This window comes from Enterobacter hormaechei subsp. xiangfangensis (assembly GCF_001729785.1).
Taxonomy (GTDB): domain Bacteria; phylum Pseudomonadota; class Gammaproteobacteria; order Enterobacterales; family Enterobacteriaceae; genus Enterobacter; species Enterobacter hormaechei_C.
This window is the reverse complement of the sequence record NZ_CP017183.1, coordinates 3656751-3681616: the sequence shown is the minus strand read 5'-3', so window position 1 is coordinate 3681616 and position 24866 is coordinate 3656751. Positions and strand designations below refer to the sequence as shown.

Sequence of the window (24866 nt, the reverse complement as noted above, 5' to 3'; positions counted from 1 at the left end):
CATCAACAACCAGGGGGATAAAAAATGATGCAAATGTTCAGCGGAGCGTCTTCCGGCGGATGGTTTGAAAAAGCGCAGCGCTTTGGCAAATCCTTTATGTTACCCATCGCCATACTGCCCGCAGCAGGTCTGTTGCTGGGGATCGGCGGGGCGCTATCGAATCCGAATACGCTTACCGCGTATCCATTTTTAGACGTTGGCTGGCTACAGGCCATCTTTACCATCATGAGCAGCGCAGGCTCGATTGTGTTTGCAAACCTGTCGGTACTGTTTGCTGTTGGGGTCGCCGTTGGGCTGGCGAAAAATGATAAAGGCACGGCAGGGCTGGCGGCGTTGCTCGCTTATCTGGTGATGAATGCCACTATCAATGCGCTGCTGATCCTGACCGGAAAACTGGCGCATGAGAACCCGGGCGCCGCAGGGCAGGGCATGACGCTGGGTATTCAGACGCTTGAAACGGGCGTGTTTGGTGGGGTAGTTATTGGGCTGGTGACCTGCGCACTGCATCATCGATTTAATAAAATCGCGCTTCCGCAATTCCTGGGCTTTTTTGGCGGCTCACGCTTCGTTCCCATTATCAGCTCGCTGGCGGCGATACTCGTCGGCGCGCTGATGACCGTGGTCTGGCCGCATTTTCAGAAGCTGATCTTTGGCCTCGGCGGGCTGGTGGATGCCACCGGCTATCTGGGGACTTTGCTGTACGGCTTCATCCTGCGCATGCTTGGCCCGTTTGGTTTGCACCACATCTTCTATCTTCCGTTCTGGACCACCGCGCTTGGCGGCAGTGAAATTGTTAACGGTCACCTGGTTGAGGGCACGCAGCGGATCTTCTTCGCCCAGCTCGCCGACCCGAACACGCAGCATTTCTATGAGGGCACGTCGCGCTTCATGTCCGGGCGCTTTATTACCATGATGTTTGGCCTGCTGGGCGCCTGCCTTGCGATGTACCACACGGCCAGGCCGGAGAATAAGAAGCGCGTCGCCGGGCTGCTGCTTTCTGCGGCGTTAACCTCATTCCTGACGGGAATTACCGAGCCCATAGAGTTCTCATTCCTGTTTATTGCCCCGGTGCTGTACGTCATTCATGCGCTGTTTGACGGGCTGGCGTTCATGCTCGCGCACATTCTGCACATCACCATCGGACAAACTTTCTCCGGCGGGTTTATTGATTTCGTGCTGTTCGGCATTTTGCAGGGGGAAGCGAAAACTAACTGGATGTTCGTCCCGCTGGTGGGCGTACCGTGGTTCTTCCTTTACTACTGTACCTTCCGCTATCTGATCAAACGTTTTGATTTTGCCACGCCGGGCCGTGAAAAGGAGGCGTTGGCTGACGAGGCTACCCTGCCGCAAAGCGAGCGCGCCGCGGCGGTGATCGCCGGGCTGGGAGGAAAAGACAATCTGGATGACGTTGACTGCTGCGCCACGCGCCTTCGCGTCACGGTGAAAGACGGTAGCAAAGTCAATGAATCTGCACTGAAAGCGACCGGCGCGCGCGGCGTCATCGTGCGCGGTAACGGGGTTCAGGTCATCTATGGCCCGCACGTCACCATTATCAAAAACGAAGTGGAAGAGATCTTATCGTAATGAAAACTGTACTGGATAACCTGAAAGGAAAACTGGTCGTCTCCTGCCAGGCGCTGGAAAACGAACCGCTGCACAGCCCGTTTATTATGTCGCGAATGGCGCTGGCGGCGGCCCAGGGCGGTGCCGCTGCGATCCGCGCCAATAGCGTGGTGGATATCGAGGCTATCAAAGGGCTGGTCTCACTGCCGGTCATCGGCATCATCAAACGAGACTATCCGGACAGCGAGGTGTTCATCACCGCGACGCTCAAAGAAGTGGATGAGCTGATGGCGGTCGCCCCGGAGATCGTTGCGCTGGATGCGACCGCCCGGAAACGGCCCGGTGGCGTATCGCTGGACATGCTGATCGCGCAGATCCGCACCCGTTACCCGTCGCTGCTGCTGATGGCGGATATTGCCACCGTGCAGGAGGCCGTGACCGCGCAGGCGCTGGGATTTGATTGTGTCGGAACCACCCTTTACGGTTATACGGCGGAGACCGCGGGCCATTCGCTACCGGAAAATGACTGCGCGTTTTTGAAAGAGGTGCTGTCTGCCGTCACGATCCCCGTGATAGCCGAAGGTAACGTGGATACCCCCGATCGCGCGGCCAGGTGTCTGGCGCTGGGGGCGCACACGGTTGTCGTCGGCGGGGCGATCACCCGACCGCAGCAAATTACGGAACGGTTTATGGCGGCAATTGGCGCGCAAAGCACCGATGGAGCATGATCATCTGACGGGGATCTGCGATACTTATCGTTTATCCCCTTAACAGAGTTGACTATGCAGTACCCGATTAACGAGATGTTCCAGACCCTTCAAGGCGAGGGTTACTTTACCGGCGTTCCCGCTATCTTTATTCGTTTACAGGGATGCCCGGTTGGCTGCGCCTGGTGTGATACCAAACATACGTGGGATAAGCTCGCAGATCGGGAAGTGTCGCTGTTCAGCATTCTGGCGAAAACCAAAGAGAGCGATAAATGGGGCGCGGGCAGCGCGGAAGATCTGCTTGCCATTATTGGTCGTCAGGGCTGGACGGCGCGGCACGTGGTGATCACCGGCGGGGAACCCTGCATTCACGATCTGATGCCGCTCACCGAACTGCTCGAGAAGAACGGCTATAGCTGTCAGATTGAAACCAGCGGTACCCATGAAGTGCGCTGCTCCCATTCAACGTGGGTAACGGTTTCACCGAAAGTGAATATGCGCGGCGGGTATGACGTACTATCGCAGGCGCTTGAGCGTGCTGATGAGATCAAACATCCGGTGGGGCGCGTGCGTGACATCGAAGCGCTGGACGAACTGCTGGCGACGCTGACGGACGAAAAGCAGCGCGTGATCGCGCTACAGCCTATCAGCCAGAAAGACGATGCAACCCGTCTGTGCATTGAAACCTGTATCGCCCGCAACTGGCGCCTGTCGATGCAGACGCACAAATATCTGAACATTGCCTGATACTTTTGTGGCCCCGCTTAACGCGGGGCTTTTGTTGTTGGCAGTAAAGCCCAGGTCACGACTGCCGACCCAAGGCAAATCGCACTGTTGAAAAGCAAGGCATACTGCGCGGCACTGGCCGTTCCCATCGGCAGCCATAGCGCGTACAGCGATGCGGTGACCGCGATCCCCATTGCGCCGCCCAGGGAGCTGCCCATCTTATAGATCCCTGAAGCCACCCCCACTTTGTTTTCAGGGGCATTCATTACCGCCGTGTCCGTTGAGGGCGTGGCGTAACATCCGAGCCCCAGCCCGAATAAAATATTGCTCAGAAAGACGGTGACAATGTAGACCTCTTTGCTTAAGAAGGTGCATGAAATCAGCGTAATACCTGTTGCGGTCAGCAGCGGGCCGGTCATCATCGGCAGCCTGGCGCCATAGCGCTGAAGCAGTTTTTCTCCCACCCGGATCATCGCCAGTACGGTAACCAGATACCCCAGCGTCATCATGCCGGTCTGTAGCGGTGACAGATGATGGCCTTGCTGCAACCAGATGCTGGCGATCATCATGGTGCCAATGCAGCCGTTGAGCAGGAAATTTGAGAATACCGAGGCGCTATAGGCCCGGTTTTTAAACAGGGCGAAATCGATCAGTGCCGCATCGCCTTTCCGTCGTCCGGTAACGACAAAACACATCAGTGCAATCACGGCTCCACACAGTACAAGAAGCGATAAACTGCTGCTCCAGCCCCAGCTGTGTCCTTTGCTGATAAACAGATTGAACAGCACCAGCATAAGGACAAAACTCACCAGGCCGCTGATATCCAGTTTGTGTCGACACGCATCAGGGCTGCGGCTTTCCGGGGTGGCGCGGATAAGCAATAGCGCGGCCAGAGCCACCACCATGGAGAAAATAAATATCCAGCGCCAGCCCAGCGTGGTGGCGATGGCGCCTCCCACAAACGAGCTCAGGCCACTGCCGCCCCAGGAGCCGATAACCCAAAAGCTGATGGCGCGCTGGCGTGCTTTACCGTCATACCAGGTCTTAATCAGCGCCAGCGTGGCGGGCATGATGCAGGCCGCTGATAGCCCCTGTATCGCTCTTCCCAACAGAAACAGGACGGGCTCCCATGAAATGAACAGCAGACCACTCCCGATCATGCTCAGGATCAGGCCAATCATGGTCAGTCGCATGCGCCCAAACTTATCGGCAAACCCACCGCAGGCGACGACAAAACAGCCGCTGAACAACGCGCTAAGGCTGACGGCCAGCGTAAGGGTTTCGAGGGCAATATCGAGGCTATTCTGCATGGCCGGAACCACGTTGATAACCGACTGGGCAAACAGCCAGAATGTCAGAACGCTCATGACGATACCCGCCAGCAGCCGATCGTTACCGGCGTAGGCGGATGCGCCTGTCAGGGAAACGGTACTCATAGTGCAGCCCTCCCGGGAAGGTGCGAATCAGCGCAGATAGTGTTCGGTCAGTGCGGCCCACAGCGCCGCGCCGGTGAGGAGAATGTTGTCGTTAAAGTCGTAACCCGTGTTATGTACCATGCAGCGGTCCGGCTCATCGCCGGCGCCAAGGGTGAAATAGCATCCATTGGGATTTTTCTCGAGCATGAAAGCAAAGTCTTCGCTGCCCATAAACGCATTCACCTCCGCGACGGAATCCTGACCGAACAGATCGGTGGCGACGTTGCGCACCATCTCATTGGCTTGCGGATTGTTTTTCAGTACCGGGCTGCCGTTAATGTGTCGAATGGTGGCCGTCGCATTGAAACTTTCCGCCTGTGCAACGGCGATATCATGGATACGCTGTAGCACGGTTTGCCGCACGCGTTCATCCAGCGTGCGCACGGTAAGTTTCATCAATACTTTGTCGTTGATAATGTTGGGGGCGTGCCCGGCCTGAATGCTGCCTACGGTAACGACGGCTGGCTGGAAGGGGGTAATGTTGCGCGAAACAATCGACTGCAACGCGATAGTGATATGACAGGCAACCAGGGTGGCGTCAACGGTATGTTCTGGCACCGCGCCGTGACCACCCACGCCGTTAACCTCAATATGAAGAGTGTCGGAAGAGGCCATCATGGCGCCATCGCGCAGACCAATTTTTCCGAGGGGCTGTGACGGCATATTGTGCAGACCAAAGATGTGGTCGCAGGGGAACAGGTCAAACAAACCGTCCTCTACCATAACGCGTCCGCCATACAGAAGTTCTTCCGCGGGCTGAAAAATAAGGTGCAGCGTGCCGTTAAAATTGCGGGTGCGTGCCAGGTACTCCGCTGCATACAGGAGCGTTGTGGTGTGGCCGTCATGACCGCAGCCGTGAAATTTACCCTCAACGGTACTACTCCACGCCTTGCCGTTGTTTTCCTGCATTGGCAGCGCATCCATATCGGCGCGCAGGCCCAGGCGTTTATGCCCGTTACCCACCTTCAGTGTGCCGACCACACCGGTTTTCGCCAGCCCGCGATGAACCTCATATCCCCATTCCTGAAGCAGCGCTGCAACGCGATCGCTCGTATTGTGCTCCTCAAAACCAATTTCAGGATGCTGATGAAAATAGCGCCGTAATTCAGTGAACCGAGCTTCGTTGCCACGCAGAGCTTCGATAATTGGATGTGTCATTTTTGTTATCCTTTTTCTGCCAAACGATGATAATTTCGAGTCTATGACGATCGTACTGCCTGAAAATGCAATTTTTTGTTGTAAAGCGACGGCTTTGTTTTGATTGTTTTTCATACAATTCAGTTATGACAAAAAAGAGCAGGTCATTATTTGTCTTTGGTGAGGGGTAAGATGGCGCAACGGGGAGATGAGTTTTGGATAGAGATTCAGGACATTCGCCACTGCGTGGAGGATGAAGGCGATACGCTAACGTTGCTCTGGATGCTGGAAGGGCGGGCAGAGCTGAACACCGATGCGGGACGTGACACCCTGGAGGCCAATACCCTTGCCATCATAAACCGTCATCGGCGCTGGCAGTTCACGAGCGAAACGGCAAATGTCACCCTGCGCGTAACCCTTTCCGGGCGCTGGGTCGTCCAGCTCTGCAATGATTTTTTTGCCCATGATTATGCTGTACCGGCAGAAGCCGGAGGCGTCTGGCCCCAATGCGATGCGCTTCGCGATCTGCTGCGCCAGCTTCTTGTGGTCACCCTCATCAACGACCCGCACCGCTACCGGCTGGAGGCGTACCGCTGGCTGAGCGAGATATTGCTGTTGCTGACCAGCCGCTTTCAACAGCCCGCCCGTATGCTGTCCCGGGAACTTTCCTCAGCGCACAGCAAACGCATCGCCCGGGTGATAGAGCGAATCAATGCCAGTTATTCCCGCCGTATTACGCTTGCGGAAATCGCCGCGAGTGAATATGTTTCTGAAGCCTGGCTCTCTCGTCTCTTTCGCAAGGAGGTGGGGATCAGTTTCATGCAGTACATCACCCGCCTGCGGCTGGAAAAGGCGGCCAACGCTCTCCGGCTGACGAACCGACCGCTGCACCAGATTGCGCTTGAGCAGGGTTTCGCCAGCACGCGCATGATGAGCGATCGGTTCAGGCGTGTTCACAATATGTCTCCGGGTGAGTTTCGTAAGGCCCGACGCCAGCACCCGGAGGCGGCACGTGTTCGGGCGGACAGGCGTGAGCAGCGCTATCCGGTCGCCGTGGACAAGCTGTTTAGCCTGCTCAATGAACCGGTGGCGCGCGGTTGGGGTGCCTCGCCGCTCGTCGTTCACCCGCAGCAGGAGCAGAGACTGGATCTTGAGCAGCTCAATCCTCTTTCTGCCTCGCTGCGCCGTATGCGGGTGGTCATTACCCTGCGTGAGCTCGACGATTTGCTCCGTGAGGACGTTCGACAAAATCTGGAGGCGATAAATGAGGCTATTCCCATTGAGGGAATTGATATCGCCGAACCTTTTCTCAGCAGTCGTCTGTTTGCTACCGGGTGGGATGACCCCCAGATGGCAGGCTACGCCTGCTGGTACAATCTGCATCAGCTCTTCACCTGGCTGGCAAAAAAGCAGTGGACGGTGCTACTGCACACCGGCGTAACGACCCGCCGCGATCTTCTCACCCGCTTTTTACAACAGTCGGTTAATCATTTTGCGCCAGAGATCACCGCGGGCTGGCACTTCGTCATGCACTGGTCAACACAGGCGAGTGAGGAGACCCGGGAGCAGGTCTGGCTGGCCCAGCAAAAGGCAATACGAACTTATCTTCCGCAGGCAAAGTTTGGTTTATGGCACCGATTTGCCCCCGTCAGCGCGGGCGTAAGCGACGATACCCTGTTCAGTTCAGCCATCCTGATGCAGGCCGATTTTCTTGCCTGCTCTGCCGATGCCAATGAACTTCTCGATCCCGCGCAGCTGGAGGTAACCCCTCTCTCCTCAACGGAAAATTATCCGATACTGAAGGTCCGCCAGATCCTCGCTGCCCTTCGCCTGCGAAAATGTTCGCTTCCCGTCTGGCTTCTCTCCTGGAATACCCTCACCGGCAACACGCGGGCGACAAACGGCTGGTTTTTTCGTGGGGCGCTGCTGATGCAGAACCTGCTCGGGCTTTCGGAGCAGGTCTGGCTGGCGGGATTCTGGCTCAATTCGGGCCTTCAGGGAGAAGCCCGTGCGAACAACACCATCGATACCTCAAGCCTTGCGCTACAGTATAACCATGGTCTGCCGCGTCCGGTTTATTGGGTACTCTGGCTCTGGCAACGTCTGCGGGGCGAGGTGCTGGTCAATGATAAGCGTGTCCTGCTTACGCGCCATCGCAATGGTTATCAGCTGTTGCTGCGTAATGTGGTGGTTTTTAATCCGCTCCTATCCAGTGAAGAAGCCTTCATCCAGCGTTTTCGCCAGCAGTATCATTTACACCTGAAGGGAATGCGCGGTAAATGGCGAATTAAATGCCATCTGTTTGATCAGCACAACGGCGCGCTCTATCCGTTGCTTGAAGGGGTTGGCAGCGAAAGCGGCCCTGATGAAGAGATGTGGCGCTGGATAGCGCATAAAGCGCGTCCAACGCTTTCCGTACGCGATGAACGCCTTTATGACGGCTGGCAACTGAGTGAATCACTGGAGAGTAATGCGCTGGTGCTCTACGAGTTTACGCCGCTCGTGCCTCGTGAGGCCGCAACGGAGGAGATTCACTCCCCGCGGTAGACGCAGCCTGCCGTGCAGGTCTCTTTGATCATCACCGCACTCAGCAGCGGCACCAGCGGTTTCATCTGATCCCAAATCCATTTCGCCAGCACCTCGCTGGTCGGGTTTTCAAGGCCCGGAATATCATTCAGATAGTAGTGATCGAGACGATCGTAGGTCGGCTTAAACGCGGCCTTCAGCTCGGCAAAGTCCATGATCCAGCCCGTATGGGGATCGACTTCACCGGTGATTTCAAGACGCACCATAAACGAGTGTCCATGCAGGCGGCCACATTTGTGCCCGGCAGGAACGTGTGGAAGGTGGTGTGCGGCTTCGAAGGTGAAATCTTTAAACAGTGTGGTGGACATCATAGCTCTCAGGAATGCGGAAAAAACCGCCGCATAGTACCGGAAAGCACAATTTTTATCATTAACTAAAACGGCTCTGAACTGTCGCCGCCTCGTATTCATGGTGTTTATCGACTTTTTTTGTTTTATTTCAGATAGTTATTTAATCGCTTTTATCGTTAAGAACGATAACTAAAACAGGTTAGTCCATTTGGTTATTTATTATTTCCATCCCTTCTTTAATTGTTATTATCCCCGCCGTTAACCTTATCTTCAGTTTGGATTTATTCGCTTAAAGTCCGCTTTGCTACTGGAACATAACGACGCATGACAACACAGGCCCCACCTTCAAATTTGCTTCCCCTTAACCCGGAGCAACTGGCGCGCCTCCAGGCCGCGACTTCCGATTTTTCACCCACCCAGCTCGCCTGGGTCTCCGGCTATTTCTGGGGAATGCTGAACCAGCAGCCGGGTGCTGTGGCTGGCGTCCCGCCAACGGCCGTTGAAATTCCTGCCATCACGCTTATCTCCGCTTCGCAAACGGGTAATGCCCGTCGTGTGGCCGAAGCGCTGCGTGATGACCTGCTCGCCGCGAAGCTGAACGTTAACCTGGTCAACGCCGGGGATTATAAATTCAAACAGATCGCGTCAGAAAAACTGCTGGTGGTGGTGGCGTCAACGCAGGGCGAAGGCGAGCCTGCGGAAGAAGCCGTCGCGCTGCATAAGTTCCTGTTCTCGAAAAAAGCGCCAAAGCTCGAGGGCACCGCCTTTGCCGTCTTCGGCCTCGGTGACACGTCCTATGAATTTTTCTGCCAGTCCGGTAAAGATTTCGACAGCAAGCTGGCGGAGCTGGGTGCAGAGCGCCTGCTGGATCGCGTAGACGCTGATGTCGAATACCAGGCCGCCGCCGCCGAATGGCGGGCGCGCATCGTTGAGGTGCTGAAGGCCCGCGTCCCGAAAGAGACGCCAGCGCAGGCCGCCGTTACCGCAGCGGGCACCGTCAACGAAATCCACACCAGCCCTTACACGAAAGAGGCGCCGCTGACGGCGAGCCTGTCGGTAAACCAGAAAATCACGGGCCGTGATTCGGAAAAAGACGTGCGCCATATCGAAATCGATCTCGGTGACTCCGGCCTGCGTTATCAGCCTGGCGATGCGCTGGGCGTCTGGTATCAGAACGATCCGGCGCTGGTGAAAGAGCTGGTCGAACTGCTGTGGCTGAAAGGCACGGAGCCGGTCCAGGTGGAGGGTAAAACCTTACCGCTCTCTGAGGCGCTTCAGTGGCATTTCGAGCTGACGGTGAACACCGCCAACATCGTTGAAAACTACGCCACCTTAACCCGCAGCGAATCGCTCCTTCCGCTGGTCGGGGATAAGGCGAAGTTACAGCAATACGCGGCGACAACGCCGATTGTCGATATGGTGCGTTTCTCACCGGCACAGCTGGATGCCGACGCGCTGATCGGCCTGCTGCGTCCACTGACGCCGCGTCTTTACTCCATCGCCTCCTCACAGGCGGAAGTGGAAAACGAAGTCCACATCACCGTTGGCGTGGTGCGTTACGACATCGAAGGCCGCGCGCGGGCGGGCGGGGCCTCGGGCTTCCTGGCCGACCGCGTGGAAGAAGAGGGCGAGGTGCGCGTCTTTATCGAGCACAACGACAACTTCCGTCTGCCGGCGAACCCGGAAACGCCGGTGATCATGATTGGCCCGGGCACCGGCATCGCACCGTTCCGCGCCTTTATGCAGCAGCGTGCAGCGGACGAGGCACCGGGTAAAAACTGGCTGTTCTTCGGCAACCCGCATTTTACCGAGGATTTCCTCTACCAGGTTGAATGGCAGCGCTACGTCAAAGAGGGCGTGCTGACCCGCATCGATCTGGCCTGGTCTCGTGACCAGAAAGAAAAAGTATACGTACAAGACAAACTGCGCGAACAGGGCGCAGAGCTGTGGCGCTGGATCAATGACGGTGCCCACATTTATGTCTGCGGCGACGCCAATCGCATGGCGAAAGACGTTGAGCAGGCACTGCTGGAAGTGATTGCCGAATTCGGCGGTATGGATGCCGAAACGGCGGATGAATTTTTAAGTGAGCTGCGCGTAGAGCGCCGTTATCAGCGAGATGTCTACTAATGAGCGAAAAACATCCTGGCCCACTGGTGGTCGAAGGCAAACTGTCTGATGCCGAGCGCATGAAGGTAGAGAGCAACTACCTGCGCGGTACCATTGCCGAAGATTTAAATGACGGCCTGACCGGCGGTTTCAAAGGCGACAACTTCCTGCTGATCCGTTTCCACGGTATGTACCAGCAGGACGACCGCGATATCCGCGCCGAACGTGCCGAGCAGAAGCTGGAGCCGCGTCACGCGATGCTGCTGCGCTGTCGTCTGCCGGGTGGCATCATCACCACCAAACAGTGGCAGGCGATCGACAAGTTTGCCCATGACAACACGATTTACGGCAGCATTCGTCTGACCAACCGTCAGACCTTCCAGTTCCACGGCATTCTGAAGAAGAACGTCAAGCCGGTTCACCAGATGCTGCACTCCGTGGGTCTGGACGCGCTGGCGACCGCCAACGACATGAACCGTAACGTGCTTTGCACCTCGAATCCGTACGAGTCCGAACTGCACGCCGAAGCGTACGAGTGGGCGAAAAAAATCTCCGAACATCTGCTGCCACGTACCCGCGCCTATGCGGAGATCTGGCTCGATCAGGAGAAAGTCGCCACCACCGATGAAGAGCCGATCCTCGGTCAGACCTACCTGCCGCGTAAGTTCAAAACCACGGTGGTGATCCCGCCGCAGAACGATATCGACCTGCACGCCAACGACATGAACTTCGTGGCGATTGCCGAAAACGGCAAGCTGGTCGGCTTTAACCTGCTGGTGGGCGGCGGTTTGTCCATTGAGCATGGGAACAAGAAAACCTACGCCCGCACCGCGAGCGAGTTCGGCTTCCTGCCGCTGGAGCACACGCTGGCTGTGGCTGAGGCGGTGGTTACTACCCAGCGCGACTGGGGTAACCGTACCGATCGTAAAAACGCGAAAACCAAATACACTCTGGAGCGCGTAGGCGTCGAGACGTTCAAAGAAGAAGTGGAGCGTCGCGCGGGCATCAAGTTTGAGCCGATCCGCCCTTACGAATTTACCGGTCGCGGCGATCGCATCGGCTGGGTTAAAGGTATCGATAATAAATGGCACCTGACGCTGTTTATCGAAAACGGCCGTATTCTTGATTATCCGGGCCGTCCGCTGAAAACCGGCCTGCTGGAAATCGCGAAGATCCACAAAGGCGAGTTCCGTATCACCGCTAACCAGAACCTGATCGTCGCCAGCGTGCCGGAAAGCGAAAAGGCGAGAATTGAAGAGCTGGCCCGCGAGCACGGGTTGATGAATGCGGTGAGCGCGCAGCGTGAAAACTCGATGGCCTGCGTGTCGTTCCCGACCTGTCCGCTGGCGATGGCCGAAGCCGAGCGTTTCCTGCCGTCCTTCACTGATAAAGTGGAAGCGATTCTGGAAAAACATGGTATTCCGGACGAGCATATTGTTATGCGCGTGACGGGCTGCCCGAACGGCTGCGGTCGCGCGATGCTGGCCGAACTCGGTCTGGTAGGGAAAGCGCCGGGTCGCTATAACCTGCACCTGGGCGGTAACCGTATCGGGACGCGTATTCCGCGTATGTTCCGCGAGAACATCACCGAGCCGGAAATTCTCGATTCCCTCGACGTGCTTATCGGACGCTGGGCGAAAGAGCGCGAAGCGGGTGAAGGCTTCGGCGACTTTACGGTACGTGCGGGCATCATTCGCCCGGTGCTCGATCCCGCAAGGGATTTCTGGGAGTAACCACGAGAGGTAATTATGTCCGTACTCGATCTAAACGCGCTTAACGCATTGCCAAAAGTCGAACGCATTCTGGCACTCGCAGAAACTAACGCCCAACTGGAAAAGCTGGACGCCGAAGGGCGCGTGGCGTGGGCGCTGGAAAACCTGCCGGGAGACTATGTGCTTTCGTCGAGCTTTGGCATTCAGGCGGCGGTCAGTCTGCATCTGGTGAATCAGATCCGTCCGGACATTCCGGTGATCCTCACCGATACCGGCTATCTGTTCCCGGAGACCTATCAGTTTATCGACGAGCTGACGGATAAGCTCAGGCTGAACCTGAAAGTCTACCGTGCGACGGAAAGCGCGGCCTGGCAGGAGGCGCGTTACGGCAAGCTGTGGGAGCAGGGCGTTGAGGGCATTGAGAAATACAATGAGATCAACAAGGTCGAGCCGATGAACCGGGCGCTAAAAGAACTGAACGCTCAGACCTGGTTTGCGGGCCTGCGCCGCGAGCAGTCCGGGAGCCGGGCAACGCTGCCGGTGCTGGCGGTGCAGCGCGGCGTGTTCAAAGTGCTGCCGATCATCGACTGGGATAACCGCACGGTGTACCAGTATCTGCAAAAGCACGGGCTGAAGTACCATCCGCTGTGGGATCAAGGCTACCTGTCGGTAGGCGACACCCACACCACGCGTAAATGGGAACCGGGAATGGCGGAAGAAGAGACGCGATTCTTCGGGCTGAAGCGCGAGTGCGGATTGCACGAAGGGTGATAACCTTTTTGCCCGGTGGCGCTGCGCTTACCGGGCCTACAAAGGCTTAATTCTCCCTCTCCCCGTGGGTGGTTCCCCAGTAATTCGAAAGCAAAAGCGATAACGTTGCCTCAGAATAACTGAGGGCTTTCAGCGATGCTTCGGTCCGGCTGTAAATCGCTGAGGCGTTTCCTGTAGGCCGGGGCGAGGCGCAGGGATGCGCCGAGAGGGCGGGCTTTACAGGGATGTTACCTCCGCCCGTCCCCGATAAGCCGGAAGGAATAAGCCGAAGGCACCGCGAAGCGGCGATTTACCGCCGGAAGCCCGGGTCGCCAGGGTGGTGGCGACTGAGCCACCCTGGCACGTTCACCGGTCATGTCGTGACAGAGTAGCAAGGAACATAAAGTGAACGGAATGACCACCAGAGCCGTATGTTCCCCCTCACCCCAGCCCTCTCCCTCAAGGGAGAGGGGGCCGTCTGTGCAGGCATTATTTTGTGGGGAACCCTCAGCCCCGTGGGAGAGGGTTGGGGTGAGGGCATAAGGCCGCACTATGCTTAACGGCCTCAGGCTTTCCCCGCTTTCGCCAGCTCCTTCACCAGCGGCAGCATCACTTTCACGACATCCCGGCTGCGGTGCTCAATCCGCTGCGGCAGCGCTTTATCAATGTGCTGCTGATTATCCAGCCGCACATCATGCCAGCTGGTCCCGTCCGGGAAGGCTTTCGATTTGCTGCGCTGCTGATAGCCATCTTTTTTGCCCAGCGCCCAGTTCGTCGCCTCGACGTACAGCACCGGAATGCCCGCCTTATCAAACACTTCACCGTCATTACAGCAGCCTGTGCCTTTAGGATACTCCGGGTTACCGCCCGGATTTGTCGCGGCATAGACGCCATGCGTGCGGGCAAGCGCCAGCGCGCGGTCGCGGGTGAGTTTACGTACGCTGCTCGGCGTGCTCTGTCCGCTATTAAAATAGAGCTTATCCCCCACGATCAGATTATCGAGGTTAATCACCAGCAACGTATTTTTCTTCTCCTCAGCGCTCATGCGCTTAAGGAGATTCTCAGCGCCGAGTTTTCCTTCTTCTTCGCCGCTGGTCGCAACAAAGCGAATGCTGTATTTCGTCGGAATATTCTTCAGGCGTTCGGCCAGCTCAAGCATCACGCCCAGACCCGCCGCATTATCATCCAGTCCCTGAAGCGTCAGCCCGCCGAGATTATTATCGACATCGGCATCGCTCAACGGCGTGTAGGTATCAAGGTGCGCCATAATAATAATCTGCTCAGCCGCCTTTCCTTCGTGCGCCGCAATAACCGTGCTGCCAGTTACGTTATGCCAGTTTTGCGTTTTATTGCGAGTGGTATAGATGTAGCGGCTGTGGAAAGCGCGAATGTCGCTTTCATAGCCCATATCCGCAAACTGCTGACGAATATAGTCTGCCGAGAGCATCTCGGCTGGGGTTCCGGTCATACGGCCCGGAAAGACCGTCGCAATATGCCGCGCCTGCATACTGGCTATTTCACCGTAAGATGGATTTTTTGCCTGAGCCGGAAGGATAAAGCAAACGCCGAGCGCCAGGGCAACGAATCGGTGGCGCATTGCGGAAAACATAGTGAGTCCTTAAAAACAGAGCAAAATTTTAACCCGCATAGTATGAAACTGTGATCGGGTAGACACAATTTGAATTGCTCTTAAATGCCCGAAATTTCGCGTGTTAAGCACTTTTTGATATTTGCTTTTCCACGGCGTTATTCCATTGAGTAACTACTCATTCCAATTCGTAATTTCATTCGTTCTAAGCCGCCCCCTATAGTCCCTTTATTCGTGGTTGTTAGTGAGTTGTTGCCTGTGGACTATCTCCCCCTTTTTGCTGCCTTAAAAGACCGACCGGTATTGGTTGTCGGGACGGGTGAAATTGCCGATCGCAAAATCGCCTTCCTGCAACGCGCCGGGGCGCAGGTGCAGATCGTTGCAGAGGCGGATTTTGCAGAGTCTCAGATCGACAGCGTGGTACTGGTGATTGCGGCAACCGAAGATCGGGCGCTCAACAGCCGAATCTCCGACGCAGCCCAGGCCCGTCACCGCCTGGTGAACGTGGTAGACGACCAGCCGTTATGTTCATTTATCTTCCCGTCGATTGTCGACCGCTCGCCGCTGCTGGTGGCGATCTCCTCCGGCGGCACCGCCCCGGTGCTGGCGCGCGTGCTGAGAGAAAAAATCGAAGCGCTGCTGCCGACCAGCCTCGGACGCATGGCGGAGAAGGCCAGCTACTGGCGCAACCATCTGAAAACGCGTCTGACCAGCGTGACGGAACGCCGTCGCTTCTGGGAGCGTGTGTTTCGCGGCCGCTTTGCCAGCCTGATGCAGGCCGGTAACGAGACGGCGGCGCAACAAATCCTCGAAGACGAACTGGATAACCCCGGCAGTACGGGCGGGGAGATCATTCTGGTGGGCGCCGGGCCGGGCGATGCCGGGCTGCTCACGCTGCGTGGCCTCCAGGTTCTTCAGGATGCGGATGTCGTGTTCTACGACCACCTGGTCACCGACGGTATTCGCGAGCTGATCCGCCGTGACGCGGAGCAAATCTGCGTCGGCAAACGTGCCGGCGAGCACTCCGTGCCACAGCACGACACCAATCAAATGCTGATTGCCGCTGCGAAAGCGGGCAAAACCGTGGTGCGCCTGAAAGGGGGCGATCCGTTTATCTTCGGTCGTGGTGGCGAGGAGTTGCAGGCGGCAGCCGAAGCGGGCGTCCCGTTCCAGGTGGTTCCCGGCATTACGGCGGCGTCTGCCGTCACGGCCTACGCCGGTATTCCGCTGACCCATCGCGATTACGCCCAGAGCGTGACCTTTGTGACCGGGCACTATAAAGCCGACAGTACGCCGTTTGACTGGTCGCATCTCGCCCAGAGCCGGCAAACGCTGGCGATTTATATGGGCACGATGAAAGCGGCAGACATCAGCGAACAGCTTATTCAGCACGGTCGCGATGCGGCGACGCCGGTAGCGGTGATCTCCCGCGGGACACGCGTCGATCAGCATGTCGCCATCGGCACTTTACAAGACCTTGCAACCCTGGCGAAAGACGCCCCAATGCCCGCCCTGATTGTGGTGGGAGAAGTGGTGCAGCTGCACAGCACGCTCGCCTGGTTCCAACACACAACCGACACAGAAGGCTTTGGCGCTTCTGTTATAAATTTGGCTTAAGGAACGGTTATGGACCAAAAACGACTTACTCACCTGCGGCAGCTCGAAGCGGAAAGTATCCACATTATCCGCGAAGTGGCCGCCGAGTTTTCTAACCCGGTGATGATGTACTCCATCGGTAAAGATTCCAGCGTCATGCTGCACCTGGCGCGTAAAGCGTTTTATCCGGGTACGCTGCCGTTCCCGCTGCTGCACGTGGATACCGGCTGGAAATTCCGCGAGATGTACGAGTTTCGTGACCGTACCGCCAAAGCCTACGGCTGCGAGCTGCTGGTGCACAAAAACCCGGAAGGGGTGGCGATGGGTATCAACCCGTTCGTGCACGGCAGCGCCAAGCATACCGACATCATGAAAACCGAAGGGCTGAAGCAGGCGCTGAATAAATACGGTTTTGATGCGGCCTTCGGCGGCGCGCGCCGTGACGAAGAGAAATCCCGCGCCAAAGAGCGTATCTACTCTTTCCGCGACCGCTTCCACCGCTGGGACCCGAAAAACCAGCGTCCGGAGCTGTGGCACAACTACAACGGCCAGATCAACAAGGGCGAAAGCATTCGCGTCTTCCCGCTCTCCAACTGGACCGAGCTGGATATCTGGCAGTATATCTATCTGGAAAATATTGAGATCGTTCCGCTGTATCTGGCGGCCGAGCGCCCGGTGCTGGAGCGCGACGGCATGCTGATGATGATCGACGACGATCGCATTGATTTACAGCCGGGCGAAGTGATCAAAAAACAGATGGTCCGTTTCCGTACTCTCGGCTGCTGGCCGTTGACCGGCGCGGTGGAATCCAGTGCGCAGACGCTGCCGGAGATCATCGAGGAGATGCTGGTGTCGACTACCAGTGAGCGACAGGGGCGCGTGATTGACCGCGACCAGGCAGGCTCCATGGAGCTGAAGAAACGTCAGGGTTATTTCTAAGGAGCCGCCATGAATACGACTATTGCCCAACAAATTGCCGATGAAGGCGGCGTAGAAGCTTATCTGCACGCCCAGCAGTACAAAAGTCTGCTGCGTTTCCTGACCTGCGGCAGCGTGGATGACGGGAAAAGTACCCTGATAGGACGTCTGCTGCACGACACGCGCCAGATCTACGAAGATCAGCTCTCTTCCCTGCACAATGACAGTAAACGCCACGGCACCCAGGGCGAAAAACTCGACCTGGCGCTGCTGGTAGACGGCTTGCAGGCGGAGCGCGAGCAGGGCATTACCATTGATGTCGCCTATCGCTACTTCTCTACCGAAAAGCGCAAATTTATTATCGCCGACACCCCGGGGCACGAGCAGTACACCCGTAACATGGCGACCGGCGCGTCCACCTGTGATCTGGCGATCCTGCTGATTGACGCCCGTAAAGGTGTGCTGGATCAGACTCGTCGTCACAGCTTTATCTCTACGCTGCTGGGGATCAAACACCTGGTGGTGGCGGTGAACAAAATGGATCTGGTGGACTACAGCGAAGCGCGATTCGACGAGATCCGTCAGAGCTACCTGACCTTTGCTGAACAGCTGCCGGGCAACCTCGATATTCGCTTTGTGCCGCTGTCGGCGCTGGAAGGGGATAATGTCGCCTCTCAGAGCGGGAACATGCCGTGGTACAGCGGCCCGACGCTGCTGGAAGTGCTGGAAACCGTTGAAATTCAGCGCGTGGTTGATACCCAGCCGATGCGCTTCCCGGTGCAGTACGTGAACCGTCCGAACCTCGATTTCCGCGGCTTCTCGGGCACCATTGCGTCCGGCGCGGTGAAGGTGGGCCAGCGCGTGAAGGTGCTGCCGTCCGGTGTGGAATCGGCCATTGCCCGAATCGTCACCTTTGATGGCGATCTAGACGAAGCCGGAGCAGGTGAAGCGGTAACCCTGGTACTGAAAGACGAAATTGATATCAGCCGCGGCGACCTTCTGGTCGACGCGCAGGAAACGCTGGCGGCGGTGCAGGGCGCATCCGTGGACGTGGTGTGGATGGCGGAACAGCCGCTGACCGCAGGCCAGAGCTATGACATTAAAATCGCCGGCAAGAAAACCCGCGCCCGCGTGGACGGCATTCAGTTCCAGGTGGACATCAACAACCTGACCCACCGTGACGTGAGCGAGCTGCCGCTGAACGGCATCGGTCTGGTGGATATGACCTTCGACGAGCCGCTGGTGCTGGATCCGTATCAGCAGAATCCTGTTACGGGCGGGCTCATCTTCATTGACCGCCTGACTAACGTTACCGTCGGTGCCGGCATGGTGCGCGAGCCTGACGCGCAGGCTGCCGTGGCCTCTGAGTTCAGCGCGTTTGAGCTGGAGCTTAACGCGCTGGTGCGTAAGCACTTCCCGCACTGGGGCGCACGCGATCTGCTGGGAGGCAAGTGATGGCCACCCATGATGAGAACGTCGTCTGGCATCCTCATCCGGTCACCGTCGCCCAGCGCGAACAGCTCCATGGTCACCGTGGGGTTGTGCTGTGGTTTACCGGGCTGTCTGGCTCCGGTAAATCCACGGTGGCAGGCGCACTGGAAGAGGCGCTGCATCAGCAGGGGGTGAGCACCTACCTGCTGGACGGCGACAACGTGCGTCACGGCCTGTGCAGCGATTTAGGGTTCAGCGATGAAGATCGTAAAGAGAACATTCGTCGGGTGGGGGAAGTCGCCAGCCTGATGGCGGATGCCGGGCTGGTGGTGCTGACGGCGTTTATCTCACCGCACCGCGCCGAACGTCAGATGGTGCGTGAGCGCGTGGGGCAGAATCGCTTTATTGAAGTGTTTGTGGATACCCCGCTGGCAATCTGCGAAGCGCGCGATCCTAAAGGGCTGTACAAAAAAGCCCGCGCGGGAGAGCTGCGAAACTTCACCGGCATTGACTCCGTTTACGAAGCGCCTGAATCCCCTGAGATTCATCTGGAAGGTCAACAATTGGTAACAAATTTAGTAAGCCAATTATTAGACCTGCTCAGACGGGACGATATTATCAGATCCTGAGACGGTATCGTTCGGGAGCTGTCTTCCCGAGCGATGAGTCACGGTCACAGGATTAGCTATGCGCAACAGTGAAAACTACATGATTACCACCGGGTCGGAACCGTTAACGACCGACGACGAGACGACCTGGTCCTTCCCTGGGGCGATAGTCGGCTTCGTATCGTGGCTACTGGCGCTGGGTATCCCGTTTTTGATCTACGGTGGTAACACCCTCTTTTTCTTCCTCTATACCTGGCCTTTCTTTTTGGCGCTGATGCCCGTTGCGGTGGTTGTGGGCGTGGCGCTGCACTCCCTTTTCAACGGCAAGCTTCTGTATAGTACGCTCATCACTATCGCCACCGTTGTGGTCATCTTTGGCCTGCTGTTTTTATGGCTGATGGGCTAACTTACGGCATAATTAGAACCCCGCAGTAGAGTCCAGCGGAAAGTTATGGGATGATGATGCCGTTTTTTCAGGGGGCAGGATGGGTAAACTAACGCTGCTGTTGCTGGCTTTGCTGGTCTGGCTGCAATATTCGCTGTGGTTCGGCAAAAACGGACTGCACGACTACAGCCGGGTGAGCGATGACGTCGCGGCACAGCAGGCGACAAACGCCAAACTTAAAGCGCGTAACGATCAACTTTTTGCTGAAATTGATGACCTCAATGGCGGCCAGGAGGCGATTGAGGAGCGCGCGCGCAATGAACTCAGTATGACTAAGCCGGGCGAAACGTTTTATCGCCTGGTTCCGGATGCGTCTAAACGCAATCAGGGCTCCGCACAAAACAATCGATAATCAGGCCCAGGATTACGACATGGCAGCAACTTTTTCGGACGTCTGTGCCGTGGTGCCGGCCGCAGGTTTTGGCCGGCGCATGCAGACAGAATGTCCTAAGCAGTACCTCTCAATTGGCGATAAAACGATCCTCGAGCACGCCGTGGCGGCGCTGCTGGCGCATTCTCGGGTGAAACGCGTTGTTATTGCCATCAGCCCCGGCGATGCACGTTTTGCTCAGCTCGCGCTGGCGAATCACCCTCAGATTACCGTCGTTGACGGCGGCGCAGAGCGGGCTGACTCCGTTCTGGCGGGCATTCAGGCTGCCGGGAACGCGCAGTGGGTGCTGGTGCACGATGCCGCGCGTCCCTGTCTGCATCACGACGATCTGTCACGTCTGCTGGCCCTGAGCGAAACCAGTAACGTGGGCGGCATTCTGGCCGCCCCGGTGCGTGACACCATGAAGCGTGCCGAACCGGGTAAACCGGCGATTGCCCACACCGTCGAGCGCGTCGATCTATGGCACGCGCTGACGCCACAATTTTTTCCCCGCGAATTACTCCACGACTGCTTAACGCGTGCGCTTAAAGAAGGTGCGACCATTACGGACGAAGCCTCGGCGCTGGAGTATTGCGGTTTCCACCCCACGCTTGTTGAAGGGCGCGCTGATAATATAAAAGTGACGCGCCCGGAAGACTTACAGCTCGCGGAATTTTATCTTACCCGTACGACCCCTCAGGAGAAGGCATAATGCGTATTGGACACGGTTTTGATGTACACGCCTTTGGCGGCGTTGGCCCAATTATCATTGGCGGCGTGCGCATTCCATACGAAAAAGGTCTGCTGGCGCATTCTGATGGCGACGTGGCGCTGCATGCGCTGACCGACGCGCTGCTGGGTGCCGCCGCGCTGGGCGACATTGGCAAACTGTTCCCGGACACCGATCCTGCTTTTAAAGGCGCAGACAGCCGCGAACTGCTGCGCGAAGCCTGGCGTCGTATTCAGGCCAAAGGCTACACCCTTGGCAACGTTGATGTGACGATCATTGCTCAGGCACCGAAGATGCTGCCGCACATCCCTCAGATGCGCGTGTTTATCGCTGAAGATCTGGGTTGCCATATGGACGACGTCAACGTCAAAGCGACCACCACGGAGAAGCTGGGCTTTACCGGTCGTGGCGAAGGCATTGCCTGTGAAGCCGTGGCGCTGCTGGTGAAGGCGGCCAAATGACGGATTTCGACAACCTGACGTATCTGCACGGTGAACCGCAGGGCAAGGGGCTGCTGAAAGCCAACCCTGAAGATTTCGTGGTAGTGGAAGATCTCGGTTTTGAGCCGGACGGCGAAGGCGAGCACATCCTGGTGCGCATTCTGAAAAACGGCTGCAACACCCGCTTCGTGGCGGACGCGCTGGCAAAATTCCTCAATATTCACGCCCGCGAAGTGAGCTTTGCCGGTCAAAAAGATAAACATGCCGTGACCGAACAGTGGCTTTGCGCCCGCGTGCCCGGCAACGGCATGCCCGATTTAAGCAAATTTGAGCTTGAGGGCTGTAAGGTACTGGAGTACGCCCGCCATAAACGCAAATTGCGTCTGGGAGCGTTAAAAGGCAATGCCTTTACTCTGGTGCTGCGCGAAGTGACCGAACGCGAAGACGTTGAAAAACGCCTGAAGGCCATTAACGAACGCGGCGTGCCAAACTATTTCGGCGCACAGCGCTTTGGCATTGGTGGCAGCAACCTGCTGGGTGCGCTGCGCTGGGCGCAAAGCGGTGCACCGGTGCGCGATCGTAATAAACGCAGTTTTTGGTTGTCGGCGGCCCGCAGTGCGTTGTTTAATCAGATTGTGAGCGAACGGCTGAAAAAACCGGACGCGAATCAAGTTGTTGTCGGCGATGCGCTACAATTAGCGGGACGCGGAAGCTGGTTTGTGGCAACGGCCGATGAGATGGCCGATGTCCAGTCGCGCGTGGACGCTAAAACGCTGATGATTACCGCCGCCTTGCCGGGTTCAGGCGACTGGGGAACCCAGGGCGAGGCGCTGGCCGCTGAGCAGTCAGCGGTGGCGGATGCGCCAGAATTACAATCGTTGCTGGTGCGGGAAAAGGTCGAGGCGGCGCGCCGTGCGATGCTCCTCTACCCGCAACAGCTGAGCTGGAACTGGTGGGATGACGTAACCGTCGAGTTACGCTTCTGGCTGCCGGCAGGTAGCTTTGCCACCAGTGTTGTCAGGGAACTTATCAACACGTCGGGTGATTATGCGAATATTGCTGAGTAACGATGACGGGATCCATGCGCCAGGTATTCAGACGCTGGCGAAACACCTCCGCGAATTTGCGGATGTGCAGGTCGTGGCTCCCGATCGTAACCGCAGTGGCGCGTCTAACTCATTGACGCTGGAGTCTTCACTTCGCACCTTTACCTTTGAGAATGGCGATATTGCCGTCCAGATGGGGACGCCGACCGACTGCGTGTTTCTGGGCGTAAATGCGCTGATGCGCCCTCGGCCGGATGTTGTGGTCTCCGGCATCAATGCCGGGCCAAATCTTGGCGATGATGTGATTTACTCCGGCACCGTGGCCGCGGCGATGGAAGGGCGTCACCTGGGTTTCCCGGCGCTGGCGGTCTCGTTAAACGGCCACACCCACTATGACACTGCCGCCGCGGTGACCTGCTCCATTCTCCGTGCGCTTGGCCGCGAGCCACTGCGTACCGGACGTATCCTTAATATTAACGTGCCGGATCTCCCACTGGACGAGATTAAAGGGATCCGCGTGACGCGCTGCGGCAGTCGCCACCCGGCCGATCAGGTTATTCCCCAGCAGGATCCCCGCGGCAATACCCTGTACTGGATCGGCCCGCCGGGAGATAAATGCGATGCCGGGCCAGACACCGACTTTGCTGCGGTGGATGAGGGTTACGTTTCCGTTACGCCGTTGCACGTAGATTTAACCGCTTATAGCGCGCATGATGTGGTGTCGGACTGGTTAGATCGGGTCGGAGTGAACGCGCAATGGTAAGTAAACGTGTACAAACTCTTCTGGAACAATTACGCGCACAGGGGATTGCCAACGAGCAGGTGCTGGATGCGCTTGCCCAGGTTCCCCGTGAGAAGTTTGTAGATGAGGCGTTTGAACACAAAGCGTGGGAAAACGTGGCGCTGCCCATCGGGCAAGGCCAGACGATTTCGCAGCCCTACATGGTGGCGCGTATGACGGAGCTTCTGGAGTTAACGCCAGACTCCCGGGTGCTGGAAATTGGCACCGGTTCAGGGTATCAGACCGCGATCCTGGCCCACCTTGTGCACCATGTCTGTTCCGTGGAACGGATTAAAGGGTTGCAGTGGCAGGCGCGCCGTCGCCTGAAACAGCTTGATTTACATAATGTATCGACACGCCACGGCGATGGATGGCAGGGTTGGCAGGCTCGCGCCCCGTTTGACGCCATCATTGTCACGGCAGCGCCACCTGAAATCCCCGCTGCACTTCTCTCGCAGCTGGACGAGGGCGGCATTCTTGTTTTGCCCGTCGGCGATGAGCAGCAGCTTTTAAAGCGCGTTCGTCGACGCGGCGGCGAGTTTATTATCGATACCGTGGAAGCCGTACGCTTTGTGCCCCTGGTTAAGGGCGAGCTGGCCTGAGACTCGGATTTTTCCAGGGTTATTAAGGCAAATTCAGCGTATGGTGGGGCGCGATAGGTTCGTGCCATCACGGTTATTTTTAAGTCACTGGTAGTTAACACATTCCTGGGGGATAAATGAGCGCGGGAAGCCCAAAATTCACCATCAGCCGTGTTGCGGCATTATCACTGGTTTCGCTGTGGCTGGCAGGCTGTACAAGTTCAAATAACGCGCCTGCGCCCGTCAGTTCCGTTAATGGAACCAGCGGCTCGGGTAACACGTCCAGCGGAATGTTGATCACCCCTCCGCCTAAAATGGGCACCTCAACGGCGCAGCAAACGCCGCAGATCCAGCCGGTTCAGCGTCCAGTTACGCAGCCTACGCAGATACAGCCAGTGGAACAGCCTGTTCAGACTGAAAATGGCCGCATAGTGTATAACCGTAAGTATGGGAACATTCCGAAAGGTAGCTATACCGGCGGCAGCACCTATACCGTGAAGCGCGGCGATACGCTGTTCTATATTGCCTGGATCACCGGGAACGATTTCCGCGATCTGGCACAGCGAAACAACGTCCAGGCCCCGTATGCTCTGGAAGTCGGGCAAACGCTTCAGGTTGGCAACGCGACGGGGACACCGCTTACGCCAGGCAACACCGTTTCAGCAGCCGACATAACTGCGCAAAATAACAGCGTCACCCCTGCACAAAAAACCACCACGGTGGTTGCTTCACAACCTGTAATTACGTATTCTGAGGATTCAGGTGATCAGAGTGCTAACAAAATGTTGCCGAATAATAAAGGTACTGCGACTGTTGTCACAGCACCGACTACGGCACCTGTGGTTAGCTCTACTGTACCGACTGCAAGCAGTCAGAATGCCAGCTCGTCAATTACCACCTGGCGTTGGCCAACTGACGGCAAGATCATCGAGAACTTCGCTACCTCTGAGGGGGGCAACAAAGGGATCGATATCGCAGGCAGTAAAGGACAGGCAATCATCGCGACCGCAGACGGACGCGTTGTCTATGCCGGTAACGCACTGCGCGGTTACGGTAATCTTATTATCATCAAACATAATGATGATTACCTGAGTGCCTACGCCCATAACGACACAATGCTGGTCCGGGAACAACAAGAAGTTAAGGCGGGGCAAAAAATCGCTACCATGGGTAGCACCGGAACCAGTTCTACACGCTTGCATTTTGAAATTCGTTACAAGGGGAAATCCGTAAACCCGCTGCAATATTTACCGCAGCGATAAATTGACGGGGCATGC

The 24866-nt window shown here is 57.0% G+C and carries 24 protein-coding genes; 19 read left to right on the top strand and 5 right to left on the bottom strand.

All coding sequences use genetic code 11. From position 1 onward, the window contains the following. The first annotated feature begins 24 nt into the window (after positions 1-24). The 3 genes from BFV63_RS17555 to queE are packed head-to-tail and all read left to right on the top strand — an operon-like array spanning position 25 to position 3017. Positions 25-1584, top strand: a complete 1560-nt coding sequence (locus tag BFV63_RS17555) for a PTS transporter subunit EIIC (protein WP_045343911.1) — start codon at positions 25-27, stop codon at positions 1582-1584. Then, positions 1584-2291 carry an N-acetylmannosamine-6-phosphate 2-epimerase gene (locus BFV63_RS17550; RefSeq protein WP_045337387.1) on the top strand — a complete coding sequence of 236 codons (708 nt, stop codon included), beginning with the start codon at positions 1584-1586 and terminating at the stop codon, positions 2289-2291. The genes BFV63_RS17555 and BFV63_RS17550 overlap by 1 nt, the downstream gene beginning before the upstream one ends. A gap of 54 nt (positions 2292-2345) precedes the next feature. Then, the gene (gene queE, locus BFV63_RS17545) at positions 2346-3017 is read left to right on the top strand and encodes a 7-carboxy-7-deazaguanine synthase QueE (RefSeq protein WP_006811780.1); all 672 of its coding nucleotides are present in this window, start codon (positions 2346-2348) and stop codon (positions 3015-3017) included. Between the two features lie 17 nt (positions 3018-3034). Here the strand turns inward: queE and BFV63_RS17540 are convergent, their stop codons facing one another. Both BFV63_RS17540 and BFV63_RS17535 read right to left on the bottom strand, forming a co-directional pair. After that, positions 3035-4432, bottom strand: a complete 1398-nt coding sequence (locus BFV63_RS17540) for an MFS transporter (RefSeq protein ID WP_023323679.1) — start codon at positions 4430-4432, stop codon at positions 3035-3037. Between the two features lie 27 nt (positions 4433-4459). After that, positions 4460-5629, bottom strand: coding sequence for a M20 aminoacylase family protein (locus BFV63_RS17535; protein WP_069597579.1), 1170 nt, complete (start codon positions 5627-5629; stop codon positions 4460-4462). Between the two features lie 171 nt (positions 5630-5800). Between BFV63_RS17535 and BFV63_RS17530 the strand changes: the two genes are divergently transcribed. Beyond that, the gene (locus BFV63_RS17530; RefSeq protein WP_048242008.1) at positions 5801-8155 is read left to right on the top strand and encodes a helix-turn-helix domain-containing protein; all 2355 of its coding nucleotides are present in this window, start codon (positions 5801-5803) and stop codon (positions 8153-8155) included. Here BFV63_RS17530 and queD read toward each other — a convergent pair. Continuing rightward, positions 8140-8505 (bottom strand): 6-carboxytetrahydropterin synthase QueD, encoded by a 366-nt coding sequence (gene queD, locus BFV63_RS17525; protein WP_006811776.1) that lies wholly within the window; start codon positions 8503-8505, stop codon positions 8140-8142. The genes BFV63_RS17530 and queD overlap by 16 nt on opposite strands. Positions 8506-8808: 303 nt before the next feature. On the opposite strand from queD, the gene cysJ reads away from it, so the two are divergent. The 3 genes from cysJ to cysH are packed head-to-tail and all read left to right on the top strand — an operon-like array spanning position 8809 to position 13076. Next, complete coding sequence (gene cysJ, locus BFV63_RS17520) at positions 8809-10614, top strand: NADPH-dependent assimilatory sulfite reductase flavoprotein subunit (protein ID WP_023314744.1); 1806 nt, start codon at positions 8809-8811, stop codon at positions 10612-10614. Continuing rightward, on the top strand, positions 10614-12326 hold the full coding sequence (gene cysI / locus BFV63_RS17515; RefSeq protein WP_003862696.1) for an assimilatory sulfite reductase (NADPH) hemoprotein subunit: 1713 nt from the start codon (positions 10614-10616) through the stop codon (positions 12324-12326). The genes cysJ and cysI overlap by 1 nt, the downstream gene beginning before the upstream one ends. Positions 12327-12341: 15 nt before the next feature. After that, on the top strand, positions 12342-13076 hold the full coding sequence (gene cysH / locus BFV63_RS17510) for a phosphoadenosine phosphosulfate reductase (RefSeq protein ID WP_003862694.1): 735 nt from the start codon (positions 12342-12344) through the stop codon (positions 13074-13076). A gap of 544 nt (positions 13077-13620) precedes the next feature. On the opposite strand, the gene BFV63_RS17505 is transcribed toward cysH, so the two are convergent. Further along, positions 13621-14664: an aminopeptidase gene (locus tag BFV63_RS17505; protein ID WP_023314743.1), complete on the bottom strand. Its 1044-nt coding sequence runs from the start codon at positions 14662-14664 to the stop codon at positions 13621-13623. Positions 14665-14901: 237 nt separating this feature from the next. Here BFV63_RS17505 and cysG point away from each other — a divergent pair, with 237 nt between their 5' ends. The 11 genes from cysG to BFV63_RS17450 all read left to right on the top strand — a co-directional run bounded on the left by cysG (position 14902) and on the right by BFV63_RS17450 (position 23610). Continuing rightward, positions 14902-16260 (top strand): siroheme synthase CysG, encoded by a 1359-nt coding sequence (gene cysG, locus BFV63_RS17500; RefSeq protein ID WP_022651777.1) that lies wholly within the window; start codon positions 14902-14904, stop codon positions 16258-16260. 9 nt (positions 16261-16269) lie between these two features. Beyond that, positions 16270-17178, top strand: a complete 909-nt coding sequence (cysD, locus tag BFV63_RS17495; protein ID WP_006811770.1) for a sulfate adenylyltransferase subunit CysD — start codon at positions 16270-16272, stop codon at positions 17176-17178. Between the two features lie 9 nt (positions 17179-17187). Then, complete coding sequence (cysN, locus tag BFV63_RS17490; protein WP_045346842.1) at positions 17188-18612, top strand: sulfate adenylyltransferase subunit CysN; 1425 nt, start codon at positions 17188-17190, stop codon at positions 18610-18612. Then, a complete protein-coding gene (cysC, locus tag BFV63_RS17485) occupies positions 18612-19217 on the top strand; it encodes an adenylyl-sulfate kinase (RefSeq protein ID WP_023314740.1) in 606 nt (201 codons plus the stop codon). Before cysN ends, cysC begins: the two co-directional genes overlap by 1 nt. A 58-nt stretch (positions 19218-19275) precedes the next feature. Then, positions 19276-19602, top strand: a complete 327-nt coding sequence (locus tag BFV63_RS17480; RefSeq protein WP_006811767.1) for a DUF3561 family protein — start codon at positions 19276-19278, stop codon at positions 19600-19602. A 79-nt stretch (positions 19603-19681) separates the two neighbouring features. Beyond that, complete coding sequence (gene ftsB / locus BFV63_RS17475) at positions 19682-19993, top strand: cell division protein FtsB (RefSeq protein ID WP_003862095.1); 312 nt, start codon at positions 19682-19684, stop codon at positions 19991-19993. 19 nt (positions 19994-20012) lie between these two features. After that, the gene (ispD, locus tag BFV63_RS17470) at positions 20013-20723 is read left to right on the top strand and encodes a 2-C-methyl-D-erythritol 4-phosphate cytidylyltransferase (protein WP_032610044.1); all 711 of its coding nucleotides are present in this window, start codon (positions 20013-20015) and stop codon (positions 20721-20723) included. Beyond that, positions 20723-21202 (top strand): 2-C-methyl-D-erythritol 2,4-cyclodiphosphate synthase, encoded by a 480-nt coding sequence (gene ispF / locus BFV63_RS17465; protein WP_003862097.1) that lies wholly within the window; start codon positions 20723-20725, stop codon positions 21200-21202. The genes ispD and ispF overlap by 1 nt, the downstream gene beginning before the upstream one ends. Next, positions 21199-22248 (top strand): tRNA pseudouridine(13) synthase TruD, encoded by a 1050-nt coding sequence (truD, locus tag BFV63_RS17460; protein WP_023323677.1) that lies wholly within the window; start codon positions 21199-21201, stop codon positions 22246-22248. Before ispF ends, truD begins: the two co-directional genes overlap by 4 nt. Next, the gene (gene surE, locus BFV63_RS17455) at positions 22229-22990 is read left to right on the top strand and encodes a 5'/3'-nucleotidase SurE (protein WP_017382816.1); all 762 of its coding nucleotides are present in this window, start codon (positions 22229-22231) and stop codon (positions 22988-22990) included. Before truD ends, surE begins: the two co-directional genes overlap by 20 nt. Further along, positions 22984-23610, top strand: coding sequence for a protein-L-isoaspartate(D-aspartate) O-methyltransferase (locus BFV63_RS17450; RefSeq protein ID WP_015571709.1), 627 nt, complete (start codon positions 22984-22986; stop codon positions 23608-23610). The genes surE and BFV63_RS17450 overlap by 7 nt, the downstream gene beginning before the upstream one ends. A gap of 94 nt (positions 23611-23704) precedes the next feature. On the opposite strand, the gene BFV63_RS23460 is transcribed toward BFV63_RS17450, so the two are convergent. Then, positions 23705-23854, bottom strand: coding sequence for a peptidase (locus BFV63_RS23460; protein WP_225535843.1), 150 nt, complete (start codon positions 23852-23854; stop codon positions 23705-23707). Here BFV63_RS23460 and nlpD point away from each other — a divergent pair. Further along, positions 23787-24851, top strand: a complete 1065-nt coding sequence (gene nlpD / locus BFV63_RS17445) for a murein hydrolase activator NlpD (protein ID WP_225535841.1) — start codon at positions 23787-23789, stop codon at positions 24849-24851. The two genes, BFV63_RS23460 and nlpD, sit on opposite strands and share 68 nt — an antisense overlap. The last annotated feature ends 15 nt before the right edge of the window (positions 24852-24866 follow it).